This window comes from Allorhodopirellula heiligendammensis (genome assembly GCF_007860105.1).
Lineage (GTDB): Bacteria > Planctomycetota > Planctomycetia > Pirellulales > Pirellulaceae > Rhodopirellula > Rhodopirellula heiligendammensis.
This window is the reverse complement of record NZ_SJPU01000002.1, coordinates 476,508-490,272: the sequence shown is the minus strand read 5'-3', so window position 1 is coordinate 490,272 and position 13,765 is coordinate 476,508. Positions and strand designations below refer to the sequence as shown.

General features: G+C 58.3%; 11 protein-coding genes. 5 read left to right on the top strand and 6 right to left on the bottom strand.

Going from position 1 to position 13,765, the window contains the following annotated elements:
• Positions 1-6: 6 nt before the first annotated feature.
• Genes Poly21_RS12160 through Poly21_RS12130 form a run of 6 tightly spaced genes read right to left on the bottom strand, consistent with a single transcriptional unit; the run spans position 7 to position 6,402 of the window.
• A complete protein-coding gene (locus Poly21_RS12160; RefSeq protein WP_146407300.1) occupies positions 7-1,104 on the bottom strand; it encodes an isocitrate/isopropylmalate dehydrogenase family protein in 1,098 nt (365 codons plus the stop codon).
• A gap of 3 nt (positions 1,105-1,107) precedes the next feature.
• Positions 1,108-1,410, bottom strand: coding sequence for a putative quinol monooxygenase (locus tag Poly21_RS12155; protein ID WP_146407299.1), 303 nt, complete (start codon positions 1,408-1,410; stop codon positions 1,108-1,110).
• Between the two features lie 51 nt (positions 1,411-1,461).
• Positions 1,462-2,076, bottom strand: a complete 615-nt coding sequence (otnC, locus tag Poly21_RS12150) for a 3-oxo-tetronate 4-phosphate decarboxylase (RefSeq protein WP_146407298.1) — start codon at positions 2,074-2,076, stop codon at positions 1,462-1,464.
• Positions 2,073-3,350, bottom strand: coding sequence for a 3-oxo-tetronate kinase (gene otnK / locus Poly21_RS12145; protein WP_146407297.1), 1,278 nt, complete (start codon positions 3,348-3,350; stop codon positions 2,073-2,075). Before otnK ends, otnC begins: the two co-directional genes overlap by 4 nt.
• Positions 3,347-5,134, bottom strand: coding sequence for a cyclase family protein (locus Poly21_RS28295; RefSeq protein WP_367302549.1), 1,788 nt, complete (start codon positions 5,132-5,134; stop codon positions 3,347-3,349). Before Poly21_RS28295 ends, otnK begins: the two co-directional genes overlap by 4 nt.
• Positions 5,134-6,402, bottom strand: coding sequence for an MFS transporter (locus Poly21_RS12130; RefSeq protein WP_146407296.1), 1,269 nt, complete (start codon positions 6,400-6,402; stop codon positions 5,134-5,136). Before Poly21_RS12130 ends, Poly21_RS28295 begins: the two co-directional genes overlap by 1 nt.
• Positions 6,403-6,524: 122 nt before the next feature.
• Between Poly21_RS12130 and Poly21_RS12125 the strand changes: the two genes are divergently transcribed.
• The 5 genes from Poly21_RS12125 (at position 6,525) to Poly21_RS12105 (ending at position 13,709) form a co-directional block, all read left to right on the top strand.
• On the top strand, positions 6,525-7,457 hold the full coding sequence (locus tag Poly21_RS12125) for a LysR family transcriptional regulator (protein WP_146407295.1): 933 nt from the start codon (positions 6,525-6,527) through the stop codon (positions 7,455-7,457).
• Between the two features lie 104 nt (positions 7,458-7,561).
• On the top strand, positions 7,562-8,893 hold the full coding sequence (locus Poly21_RS12120; protein ID WP_436967509.1) for a helix-turn-helix domain-containing protein: 1,332 nt from the start codon (positions 7,562-7,564) through the stop codon (positions 8,891-8,893).
• Positions 8,894-10,897, top strand: coding sequence for a prenyltransferase/squalene oxidase repeat-containing protein (locus tag Poly21_RS12115; protein WP_146407293.1), 2,004 nt, complete (start codon positions 8,894-8,896; stop codon positions 10,895-10,897). It abuts the gene before it with no gap.
• A 133-nt stretch (positions 10,898-11,030) separates the two neighbouring features.
• On the top strand, positions 11,031-12,878 hold the full coding sequence (locus tag Poly21_RS12110; protein WP_146408637.1) for a DUF116 domain-containing protein: 1,848 nt from the start codon (positions 11,031-11,033) through the stop codon (positions 12,876-12,878).
• 207 nt (positions 12,879-13,085) lie between these two features.
• Complete coding sequence (locus Poly21_RS12105; protein ID WP_146408636.1) at positions 13,086-13,709, top strand: hypothetical protein; 624 nt, start codon at positions 13,086-13,088, stop codon at positions 13,707-13,709.
• Positions 13,710-13,765 lie beyond the last annotated feature (56 nt).

The window sequence follows — 13,765 nt, the reverse complement described above, 5'->3', positions numbered from 1 at the left end:
TCGAAATCAGGTGTCGGTGATCGCGTCGGCAATGGCATTGGCCACCTCGGTGGTCGACGCAGTCCCGCCAATGTCGGGCGTTCGAACACGCCCGTCAGCGAGCACTTGAGCGACAGCACCTTCGAGTCTCACGGCTGCTGCCGTGCAGACGTCATCTCGATACCGGTCGCCGAGCCAATCGAGCATCATGGCGGCCGAAAGAATCGTCGCCATTGGATTGGCCACGTTTTTGCCAGCCAGTTGTGGCGCGGTACCATGGGAGGGTTGGAATAAAGCATGTTCCTCGCCGATCTCAGCGGAAGGTCCCAGTCCCAATCCACCAACTAAACCCGCCCCAAGGTCCGACAGGATGTCACCGAATTGGTTCTCCATCACCAGGACGTCAAAATCCCAAGGGTTTTGAACCATGTAAAGGCTCATGGCATCCACGTACACCGCACCGTTGTCGATGTCAGGATAGGATTTCGCCACGTCCATGAAGACTTCACGGAAGAACGCCATGCTGCGGAAAACATTTGCTTTGTCCACGCACGTGACCAGCTTCTTGCCATCACTCGGACGTCCATTGCGCCGTTGGGCTAAGCGGAATGCAAAATCAGAGACGCGCGACGTTCCCGCGCGGGTGATCACCATCGTGTCGGTGGCGACTTCCCGTCCAACCTTCGCACCACCTCCGAAGGAGGCAAACAAGCCTTCGAGGTTTTCACGAATGACGACGAAGTCGATGCCGGGCCCGTTGTCCTTCAGAACGCCGGGAGCACCTGGATAGAGTTTGACCGGCCGGACGGCGGAGTGAACGTCGAGCGCCCGGCGCAGTCCCACCATCATCGTCGGCTGAACTTCCGTACCGTCGGGAAACCGCACGTCGGGAAGACCAATTGCAGACAGCAGGACAGCATCGGCGTCGATGCATTCCTGCACGACCGCCTCAGGCAGCGTCACACCTGTCTCACGATACAGTTCTGCGCCTGCTCGATGGGGAGTGATCGCGAGTTGGAGGCCGGGTGTTTTGGCTTGCATTCGGTCCAGCACGATGCAGGTGGCATCCATGCATTCCGGCCCGATCCCATCGCCAGGTAAAGCAGCGATATTGTAGGTTTTCATCAACTAGCTCCCCAACAGCATCAGTCGACGGACGTCTTTCGACTCGACCCAGTCGGAGACCGTGGCATCAAAATCCAAAAAGTGAGGTGTCAATTTATGGTCAGCGAACGCTGCCGCATCGGTATAGGTTTCATACAACGCGAACGTCGCCGGATCCGATTCCGCGACGAGCACGTCGAACTGATGACAGCCAGGTTCACGGTCAACGGAGTCGCGTGCTTGTTCCAAGACACGCGTTTGAAACGCATCGACATGTTCAGGCTTGATGCGAAACGTAACCGCGATCGCAAAGGTGGGTTGGCTCATGGTTGTCCTAAGTAGTGCAGGCTGCCGGCCTGCAATGGAAAGGGAAATGGCTCACAGGTCGGCGACCTGTGCGTCGGTGAGGTAACGGGTCGGTAAACCGCGCAGCATCAAAAACAACTTTGCAGTTTCTTCAAGTTCTTCGATTGCGTAGACGGCTTGGTCCAAGTCAATTGCGCCGATGACGGGGCCGTGGTTGGCGAGCAAGGCACCTCGTGAGGACTTTGCGGCGCGCCCCACAGCATCGGCCAGCTCTTCGTCGCCTGGGGGAAAGTAGGGGACGAGAGGCAACTTGCCAACTCGCATAACGAAGTACGCCGTGATCGGCGGAATCGCGTTGGCAGGGTCGATGTCTGCTAAACAACTGACGGCGACTGACCACGTTGAATGCAGATGAACGACCGCCTGCTCTTGGGATCGAGCATTGTAATAGGCCAGATGCAGAAACGATTCCTTCGAAGGCGGCTTTCCCGACAGTAAATTCCCGACCGAATCAAGCCGCGAAATTTCGTCGGGGTCCAGACGCCCCAAGCACGAATTCGTGGGTGTCACGAGGACGCCGTCGGGCAGTCGGACGCTGATGTTGCCGGAACTGCCTGCGGTCAAGCCACGCTCATAAATTGAACGTCCCTGCTGCGCCATCCGTTCACGCAATTCTCGTTCACTCATGGTGACGTCTCCAGTGCATCAAAAAAGAAACGGGGGCCACCGAAATTGCCGGACTTCAACGCTAGTGATATTGAAGGGGAACCCGTGGAGGTTACCCATGGTACCCCCGGCGCAATTTCGTATCCAATCCGCACTGCGGGAATCTTTAACGCCCCGACGACTGTGCCCGATGTCTCGCCACCGGCCACAATGAGTCGTCTGATTCCACGCTCAGCCAGCCCACTGGCAACTGATGCGAAAATCGATTCGGTGCGACTGGCCGCCTCCCACTCACCCCAGCGGGCACGCGCCGCCGCGACAACTTCCGGGTTTGCTGCCGAGCTGATCAGCAACGGTTGATTGGATTGACTCCACTGCTCCTCGCACCAACGCAGCGTCTCTTCGGCAATCAAGTCCGGCGACGCCTGGTCAGCAACATTGAGGTGCCATGCCGGGTGCGTTTTCTCAAACTCAGCAACCTGGATGCGAGTTGCATCGGAACAACTGCCTGCCAACACCACGCAGTTGTCGCTGGTCGCTCCGCGATCAGTGCCGTTAAACGCGACGCGATCGCTGGCGTTCATCGCTCCTGCATCCCAACGTCCTGAGCGACGAATCCCGATCGCCTCAGCCCAGTAACGAGCGATGGCCGAACCGCCCGTTAACAGCAGGTGCTCGCTCGCCAACGAGGCGGCGGACTGCAGGTCGTCGTCAGTGATCGCGTCGACGACAATGCGAGATGCACTCGCAGGCTCTCGCCGGGCATGCGTTGACAGCCAACCGGCCGGGCACGCTGTCTGGGCTTGGAGGACGCGAACCAGGTTGCTGTCGGTCATCGGATTGAGCGGGTGATCACGCATCCCGCTCTCGCTCAGCAGCACTCCATTGACAAATAGGTGGCCGCAATGCACGGTGCGTCCATTCTCCGGAAACGCGGGGCAGAAGAATAGCTGCTCGACACCTAATTCTGCCGCTAACGCGTCGGCTACCGGACCGATATTTCCCTGGTTGGTGGAATCAAAAGTCGAGCAATATTTATAGAAAAAGCGATCAGCACCCCAGGATTGGAGAAAGTGAAGGGCGTCCAGAGATTGCTTGACGGCTTTGTCGGCGGCAATGGAACGTGACTTCAGTGCCACCACGACTGCGTCGGCGTCCTGGAGATCGATGCGTTGGTCCGGATCGGGAACTCCGAAACACTGGATCACCCGCCGACCGGCGCGCACCAGCATCGAACACAAATCGGTGGCTCCCGTGTAGTCGTCGGCGATGCAGCCGAGTCGTCGCGACATCATCGCGCTCCCTCATCACCTAGGATCGCAATCGCACGCACGGGGCAACCATCGCCGCCGCTGATGTTCAAAGGCAGTGCGATAAACTCAAACTCCGCCCCGGTGAGCTGATCGAGATTTGCGAGGCCCTCGACGATCACCACGTTACCGCGAAACAATGTCTGATGGACTTCGGTTAATTCAATTCGATTGTTGACGTCGGCGACCGACGGCGGCTCAACACCAATCAGAGCGACTTGCATTTGGACCAGCCACTGCGCTAACTCGAGTGAGATCCGAGGCAGCTCGTCGCGGTACGCGGGCGTGCCAAAACGCCGATGCCAATCCGTCCGAAAGATCAGTCGATCGCCCGCAAATACTTCCCCGATCGATTCCACCACCTCGTCAACCGTAATCAGATGACGCGGGGGTGTGTCGGGCAAGTTCACCAAGCGTGCTGCCCCGCAACATACCGAGAGGTCTTGTGCGTCCAAGGTTGCTCCTGCGGGCAAGAAATGCCTTGGCGCGTCCATATGTGTGCCCGCATGGGAGTACAGCGACAGCGTTGTTGCGTTCCAGCCCTCGGTTTCGATTGTCTTACATGATTTTATTTCAACGCCTGGCATCGTCCCCGTCACCGGGAGGCTCAAGTCGATGACACGCTTCATCGTTTCCGGGGGAGGACAGGCTCGCTGCGATCGGGGGCGGGCTGCGGTTGGAGATTTCGTCGCGATAGGGACGCGTGAAGGCTCGATTGGCTGTGTGCGAAAGCCACCCGCCGACTCATAGGCGGCTTCGACAACCTGCAACGTTTTTCGGTATTCGTCCGGGGACGTCTCGCACACGGCGTGTCCGTCGAGCACGTCAAGAAAATGTTCTTGGCAGGCCATCACGCAGTCGCCAGCAAAGCCATGACGCGTGTGAACGTAGTCGTGGTGGTTGGCGGGCTGGCCGAGCTGATGGATGGTGATTTCGCCGTCGGGTGAAAGCGTGATGGTACCGCCGTCGGCTTCGGCGCAAAATCGACCAAACGTGTACCTGGGATCTTCACAATCGGATTCGTTGTAGCGATTGGCGTCCCAGACCGCGATGACACCGTTGTCCATTTCCAAAGTCAACAGGCACGCATCTTCACCCTGGATCACATCGTTGATTCGCCGCAACCTCGCCGAACACTCCGCGACCTCGCCGGCAAGATAGCGAAACGTATCGATGAAATGCACGCCCGTCTCTTGGATCAGCAATCGCGGCATGGTGCGGAAGTAAGGCTGACGCCCCAGATATGCGTCCGCCCCCCAACCGTCTCCCATTCGCGTACGCATGGTGAGCGTATGCAGTTGATGCCCGATGACGCCGCTGTCGAGCAGCCGTTTGATTTCGCGGTACCAGGGCTGAAACCGGAAGTTTTCATGCACCATGAACGGAGCGCCCGCCGAAGACGCCATTTCCAGGATCAGCGATGCGCTAGCGAAATCGTTTGCTAAGGGCTTTTGGCAGATGATCGGTAGCTGACGCGGTATGACCTGCCGCATCAGCTCCAATCGGTGCGTGGGTCCTGTCGCGATATCAACGAAGTCAATATCACGCAGCGCCAGCGCGTCGGCAATGTCAGTAAAGACATGTTCGATGCTGTACTTGTCTGCCGCCGCGTTGGCCTTGTCTGCGTCTGTATCGCATACCGCCACGATGCTCGCTCGCGCGCTCCGCTTCCAAGCATCCAAGTGAAAGTCGCTAAAGTAGCCGGCGCCGATCAGCAGGCCGTGACGGTGGTGTGGATTAGGCGTCGGCGATTTGGGTGAGAGACTCATCAAGCGGACTCCTGTAGCGGCACGGTCGGATCAATGCGAAACCACATGCCGATCGCGATCAAGTTCAACGCTGCCGCAATGTAGAAAAAAGGTAAGGGGGAACCCGTCCAGTTCAGCAGATACGGGAATGCCAGCGAGGTCACAAAGGCCCCGATATTCCCCGCCATATTCATCATCCCCGAGACCAATCCTGCTCTCGATTTTCCGATGTCCACGCAAGTGCTCCACGATGGCGAAAGCGTCATGTCGGCACCGAAAATACACAGACTGAACCACATCGACGAAGACAAAGGTGTCGATGCGTAGGCGCTTCCAACGATCCCGATCCCCGCCAGGGCGAATCCGGTTGCTGCAGGTAAACGCCGCGATAACCGCCAATTGCCCCCGGCGTACAACCGATCAACCCACCAGCCTGCGGTCCAGTTTCCTAACGCGCCAAAGATCATCGGCACGGCGGTGAACAAACTCGCTTCCATGCCAGTTAAACCGTAACGACTCATCAACTGCGGAAAGAACCAAGTCAAGCCAAAGAAGAAGATAAAGTTGGAAGCGAAGTACTGCATGCACAACGCACGAACATTGCCCGAGCGAACAAGGGTGTGCGAGAACGAGGACGCATTTTCATTGGCCTGGGACGGTGCCGATTCAGTCTGCCGGTTGGCAAGGATGTAATCTCGTTCGTCGCTGCCAAGCCAATCGGCGTCGACAGGGTCATCACGAAAGAACACGAACCAGAGAATCGACCATACCAACCCGACGGCCATTAAAATGACGAACGTGGGTCGCCAGCCGAACTGCGAGATCATGGCCGCGACAACAGGCAGCGTGACTGCTGCACCAATTCGTGAACCCGAAAAATTGATTCCTTGGACGAGTCCCCGTTCCTGCATGGGGATCCACGAATACATGGCCCTTGCCATACCGGGAAACGCACCCGCTTCACCGGCGCCAAACAGGAAGCGAACGACCAACATGGTCACCAGCGATCCTGCGGCGGCGGTCAATCCTGTGAAGACCGACCAAACTGCGACAATGCCTGCCAAGACACGTCTCGGTCCCAAACGATCGGCCAGCAATCCTGCGGGCGTTTGGAACAATGCGTAGCCCAGCGAGAAGGCTGCAAATACCCAGCCCATCTGCTGGTCGCTGAGCAAGAGTTCGTCGGCGACGTCTTGCTTGGCCGCTGAAATGCACACTCGGTCGACATACAGTAGCACCGACAACATGAATGTTGCCGCAACTAAAATTGCGCGTGCTGGTAATCGCATCCGGGCGGGCTCGTGGGGCAAGGGGATTCGACGTGATGAATCGATCCAGCAACCTTAGCAGCGACAAATCGTCGGTTCCATTGTATAATTTCGTTCTTTCATTCAAAAATTGCTAATGAACAATGTCCGACTTCGAACATCTTCGCACCGATTCGCTGACGATGCAGCAGATCAGCACGTTTTGCCATGTCTACGAGTGTGGCGGATATGCGGGAGCGGCGGAAACACTCGGTCTGGCCGGGCCGACCTTATGGGAGCAGGTCAAGACGCTCGAAAAGATCTACCAAACCAAGTTATTTAGCCGTTCGGGACGGAACATTGTGCCAACGCCAAGCGGCAATGCGCTCTACGAGATGCTGCGCCCACTTCTAGCCAGTGTCGCGTCGACGTTTGACCGCTTGGCCGAGCAGGTGGAGCAATCCACCCCTCATCTGCGCCTGGTGACCGGATCGCGGATGATGATGGAAGAACTCGGCGCGCCACTATTTCGGTTTCAAAAGAAGTTTCCAGACGCCAAAATGCGATTGCGGACGGCCGACAACGCGACCGCGCAGCGACTGATCCTCGAAGGGCATGCTGATTTAGCGTTGCTCATTGAACCGCCACAAAATCTGATTGCAGATGGTATCGACTACCAATCTCTGTACCCGCTGGAATACTTGGCCGCCCTTCCGCCTCGGCATCGTTTAATCCGCCAGCAACGATTAACTTTGCAGGACCTCAGTGATGAGCCATTGATTGTCGGCAGCGCCCAGACGATCGGCCGCAAGCAATTTGAACAGGCTCACTTTCGGCTGGGGATCGCCCAACCCACCAACATTGTCGCCGAGACGGATAACAGTGCCGTCACGATTGCCTGTGTTCGCGCGGGACTGGGGATTGGTGTCATCGCCAGTCGTGCCGGGGGGCAACTGACGCGTCACGTCAAGACTCGCTCGCTCGCCAATGAGATCGGCCAAGTCAATGTTGTGGCTGCGTTCCGCAAGGGCCGCCAACTGACAAACGCCCTCCAGTCCCTGGTCGATCTGATCCGCGACCTGTCGTCGACGATGTGAGAGTTCTGCTGCCGAGCTCGCGGCGTTGCCCGGTGCCTACCGTCCCGAGAGACTCGCCTGCTCCGGTCCGCCCAGAAGCTCGAGGATTTGTTAACATGACCGCCATGGATGATATTGACCTCGACATTGATGAGCTCGACGAGGCGGACGATGTTGCGTTCGCTGGCGAGGCTGACGTAGCGCCACCGGATGAACTTGGCGGTGAGGCGGCCATCCGCGGCCGGCGAATCACGATCGTTGGTCGGCTGGGTGGGATGAATCGGCGGGAAGCGACCAATTTGTTGAGGTCCTATGGGGCCGTCGTGGTCGAATCGGATTCTGCCGCGGTGGACTGGATCGTGATCGGCGCCGAGGAATCACCGCTGGCCGAAGCGGAATTGATCGAGGAGGCGACGCGGCGGCGCGGTTTACCGAGCCAATCGCTCATTCTACATGAGACCGATCTATGGCAGCGGCTGGGATTAGTTGATAGCGAACACTCTGTTCGTAAACTGCACACGCCCGCCATGCTGGCCCAGTTGCTCGGTGTTTCGGTCCGCGTGATCCGACGCTGGCATCGCCGTGGGCTGATCAAGCCCGTACGCACGTTGCATCGATTGCCTTATTTCGATTTCCAAGAGGTCGCGACGGCGCGGCGTTTAGCGGCTTGGGTGGCCTCCGGTGCCAGTCCTGAAGCGATCGAGCGACGGTTGCTGCAACTGATCGAGATCGTTCCTGATCTTCGCCGGCCTTTGGACCAGCTATCCATTCTGGTCGAAGGCAAGCACGTTTTGTTGCGTCAGGGAGAGGGACTGATTGAACCGGGCGGGCAGCTCCGTTTTGACTTTGACCATCTCGGCCAAGCTGCCGCCGAGTTGGACTCGCCGCACAGCGATCCAGACCCTACCGTTTCAATTCGTTTTCCGGGACCGGCAGCGGAGCGTTCGCTCGCCTTTCCGCCAGTCGACGACTTGGACATCGACGCTGAGCGTGATGACGAGCTGTTGATGTCCGCATACGCGGCCGAAGACGATGGGGATCTCGCGTACGCCGTCGATTGCTACCACGCATTGCTGGCTCGAGACGGCAGTCGAGCTGACTGGCATTTCCAGATCGGGGAATTGCTATACCGGATGGGTGAAGTCATTGCCGCCCGGGAGCGATACTATGCCGCACTGGAAGTGGATCCGGATTTCGTCGAAGCTCGCTCGAGCTTGGCGGGGGTGCTCGCCGAGACCAACCAGCTCGAGTTGGCCGTGGCGGCTTATCGAGGTACCTTGGCGCTGCACGATGACTATGCCGATGTGCATTACAATCTAGCGCGCCTGCTCGATCAGCTCGATCGACCGATCGAAGCCGAACGGCATTGGCAGCGTTTCCTCGAACTCGCCCCAGGCAGCCCATGGGCCGACGAGGCCCGCGGACGTTTGGAACTACCCGATAACGAGTTATCGTAATTGGACACCACCGAAATCCACAGTCGCGTTCGAGAATCACTCGATCAACTGCGCCGCGAGTTGATCGCCGACCGGGGAGACTCCAATCATTGGACCGGGCGATTGTCCGCGTCGGCGCTGAGCACCGCGACTGCTATCAGCGCACTGAGTGCGGCGTATCTTCGTAGCCGGAACGCTCCGCCGGTGCGAGCAGACAGGCGTGACTCTCGACGGGGGAAGCCGTCGGTCGACCATGCCAGATATCTTGAGTTGATTCGACGCGGCTGTGATTGGCTGGATACTCAACAGAATGCGGATGGTGGTTTTGGTGATACCGATCTAAGCCATTCCAACATCGCAACCAGTTATCTCGTACTGGCGGCGCGCACGCTCGCGGCACGTTGTCTCAGCAATGAACATCAGGGTTCACAGTTCGCTGCGTCGCAGGCTGCATTGCAAGCCTATTTGGATACCGCCGGCGGGATCCCGGCGCTGCGTGAGCGATATGGCAGTGACAAGACGTTCGTCGTCCCGATCTTGAATAATTTGGCAATCGCGGGTCTGGTGCCGTGGTCCGAGGTGGCAGCATTGCCCTTTGAAGCGGCGGTTTTTCCCCAGTCGATGTATCGTTTTCTGGGAATGCCGGTGGTCAGTTACGCGGTCCCGGCACTGGTTGCGATTGGGCAAGCCAAATTCTGTCGTTCGAGTTGCCTGCCGCCATGGTCTTGGGTGCGTCGATCAGCGATGAATCCTGCGCTCAAGGTGCTTGAGAAAATGCAACCGGGCAGTGGTGGGTATCTCGAGGCGACGCCCTTGACCGCATTCGTCGTGATGTCGTTGGTCGATACGCTGAGCACTTCGCCGCTGCCCAACGCGAACCGTGACCGCGTTATCGCAAGCGGTCTACGGTTTCTGGAGGAATCGGTTGATGAAGCAGGCAGTTGGCCAATTGATACGAATTTAGCGACCTGGGTTACGTCTTTGTCGGTCGCAGCGCTGGCAAATGATCCCACTGACAAGCGGGAGTGGTCCAGCGAGTTGCTGGTGGGTTGGCTGTTGTCTTGCCAGCACCGCCAGCGGCATCCATTCACGGGTGCCGACCCAGGGGGCTGGGGGTGGACGGATCTGTCAGGGGCGGTTCCCGATGCTGATGATACGCCCGGTGCGATCATTGCGCTTTCAAAGCTGCGAGATTTCGTCGACCCGCAGCAAACCGCTCAAATCGATGCAGCCTGTGCGGCTGGCAAAAAGTGGCTGCTTGGATTGCAGAACCGCGACGGCGGTTGGCCAACGTTTTGTCGGGGCTGGGGCAAGTTGCCGTTTGACCGTAGCAGTACCGACTTGACCGCCCATGCGATCCGTGCATTCGCGTTGATGCCGACATGTGCTCAGAGCGAAGCGTCTGTCCAGCGAGGAATCCGGTTTCTACGCTCCGCTCAGCAATCCGATGGGTCCTGGTTGCCGCTGTGGTTTGGCAACCAAGATCGGCCTGCAGAAGATAATCCGATTTATGGCACCGCCAAGGTGCTCGTGGACGCTTCTGACGACTTGGGCAGTGATGCGATTGTTCGCGGCGTGCAGTACCTCCTCCATAGTCAGAATGCAGATGGGGGGTGGGGTGGTGGTTCCTCCGTCGCAGGCTATTTCGCGTCTGGCGATTCTCCGCCGGCAACGTCGAGCGGGGATGTCATCACCAGTACGATGGAAGAAACTGCCTTGGCAGTCGAGGCTTTAGCCAGTCTGTGGGGTTACATGTCCGTGCAGGAGTCCGCCAAAAACCCGGAATTCTCGCCGAAAACCCCTTCCCTGACCGCAGCGACCCGAGACGCTATACTGGCGGGCTCTGATTGGCTGGTTGGAGCGGTTGCCGCTGGGCGTCACCACGTTGCTTGGCCAATCGGTTTTTACTTTGCCAAATTGTGGTATCACGAACGCCTGTACCCCCTGATTTTCACCACCGCTGCGCTTGGTCGCGTTGCCACGTTGCCTTTTATTTGCGGTGCCGAACACGACGACACTCCTTAGGGTAATCATTTTGTCGACTGGACATCCCACCACTCGAAGCGAAACGAAGCGACACGATCCGTCTGGCGGCGAACCGTCGCGTCGTCAACGCCGCAATACGAGTAACCTGAAGGACGTTCCCGATACGCTCGCGATGCGTGAGAGTCTGCGGGATCGCTGCCGCGAGGTTGCCGATCGGCTCGACCGCGATCATCCGTTAACCAAGGATGAGATGGAACAGGTCGCACGCCAGATGCTCACCGAAGCGGATTTGCCGGAGGGGCTTCTGGGCTGGACGATGGTGAACATCAGCAGTGCTTTTTGGCGACACCAGTTGTCGTCGGTGCCCCCGGAGCGAAGGCTGTTTCTGCTGCCACACTGCCTCAAGCACGCTGAGGGCTGTCCCGCAGACTACGATCAGTTTGGTATGAACTGCAAGCAATGCGGAGCCTGCAGCATCGCGGATTTCCGAAGTGTCGCAGAAGACATGGGATACCGTGTGCTCGTCGCAGAGGGCTCCCCGGTCGTGATGAAGATTATCGTGGGCGGTTATGTCGATGCGGTTGTCGGTGTCGCTTGTTTGAACGTGCTCGAGAAAGCGATCGACAAAGTCTTGCTGGCGGGCATTCCATGCATGGCCGTGCCGCTGCTCTCGAGTGATTGTCGCAACACAAAAGTGGATGAGCCGTGGGTGGAGGAAATGATCCGCACACCGTATGTCCCCGCAGCTGCCAAGACTCGGAGCTACGTGCATTTGATGCGTTCAGCTGGAAATCTGTTTGGCCGTGATACGCTGCACCGGCTCGCTCCACCGATGCGTGGGATTGGGCTAGCCGATCCGGCGGCGGGCGAGAATAGTGCCACCCATCAAGCGGCTATCTCGCAGGCTGCCGGTGTCGACGGAGCCGTCCAGCGTCTCCAAGGCGAAGTCCCGGACTATGCCGCCGAGGCGATCACGTCCGATCGGCTAGCGGGGGTGGATCCGATCGCCGCAACGGAGGCAATCGCCTACGACTTCCTCGCCCGCGGAGGCAAACACTCGCGTCCATTCATTACCCTCGCGGCCTATGACGCTGCGATGGGCGGCGACGCGACCTCCAGTGACGGGGAAACCAATGCTGCTGGATTCCCGGATGCTGTCCGGCGTGCGGCCCTGAGTATTGAGACGTTCCATAAGGCGAGCCTCGTGCATGATGACATTGAGGATGACGACTCCTATCGGTATGGGCAGCCCGCTGTTCATCATCGATTCGGCATTGCCTCAGCGATTAACGTCGGTGACTATTTGATCGGTCTGGGATATCGCTTGCTCAGCCGTGACATGGTCGGGGATCAAGTCGATGCAGCAACCCGGGTGGACCTGCTCGATTCACTGGCCGCTGCCCACGTCCGCTTATCCGAAGGCCAGGGCGCCGAACTGTTGTGGCGAGACGCGAAGGATCGGCGTTTGCAGCCCATCGATGCTCTGAAAATTTATGCTTTGAAAACATCACCAGCCTTCGAAGCGGCGCTCTACAGCGGCGTGCGGATCGCTGGTGACGCTGCGGAACTCGTCGAGCCAATTCGTCGGTTTTCTCGTAATCTCGGGGTCGCTTTTCAGATCATTAACGATCTCAATGATTGGATCGGAGATGATTCGAATAAACTCACCGCGGGTGCCGACGTGATCGCTGGGCGGCCGACACTCCTATGGGCGTTGGCGCTGCAACACTTGGACGATGATGACCAGGAAACTCTGCTGGGGCTCGCCAGTGATGACTGTGAGATGACCGTGCGTGAGCGATTGCAGACTGCGGAGAGGTTGTATCGCAAGGCGGGGGTATTTGATCTGTCGCTGCAATTGGTCGACAAACATCAAGCGCGCGCCGAGCAAGTTGCCGACGAGCTGGAGAGCGAACCACTTCGCAGGCTCTTGTACTTCCTCGTCGACACGGTGCTCGAGCGTCCCGAAATGCCGACGCCCGCGACGGTCACGTTGTCCGCAGCAATGCCGGTCGCCTAGCCGAGTTGTCGAATGCGTCGGCGAGTCTGTCCTAGGCACGTGCCCAACCTTTTGGAGAGTCACAGGTCCGAGTCTCGGAGAGACTTGGCTGCTCACTAACGAATACCCCGTTTGGTGTCACCACCCTTCGCTCGAATGTGGAATCCGCTGCCTGGCGATGGTAGCGACCGCCAGCCCACCAGTTGCCCACCCCTCCCGGACCGCTTCATGCCCTCTCCATCCGACTCGCCGCTGCGTCGCCACATCGATATTGATTCGCTCATTTCGCAGTTCTATCCAGACTCCGATACACTCGCAAAGTTTGAGCAAGTCACCGCTTGCCCACCGCCTTTTGATCAACTGCTCGATCATAATAGTCACATGACGGTGACGGTTGAGGCGTTTCATGAAGAACAGGTTAACGTGGTCGTGCACCGGAGTTGCAACCGCATGCCTGACGGTACGGCGGTCTGGCAGGATGATCCAGCACTGCAGCGTGAGGGACGCCGCTCGATCGCTGAACAGACGGTTTCCTACTCGCGTGAGATCACGCTCGTAACCCAGGGCACTGGCAAGATCGTCCAGTATGGTCTGGTGCGACTGGATCCATCCACAATCGGCCACGATGTGTGGATGGAAATCGCTAGCGAAGGCATTCCACTCGGACGAGCTTTGATCAACCACAACGTGCTGCGCTCAGTCGAGTTAGATCGGTTATGGAAAATTACTCCCGGTAGAGCACTGGCGTCATTCTTGAAAACCGCTCCCAACGAGATTGTCTTCGGCCGGACGGCACTCATCCGCTGCAACGACCAACCCGCCATCGAGTTGGTCGAGATTGTGCGTGAGTAGCCGAGTCTCTCCGAGACTCGGAAATAGGATAGACTGAAAGCGGTTGCTTTCATTTT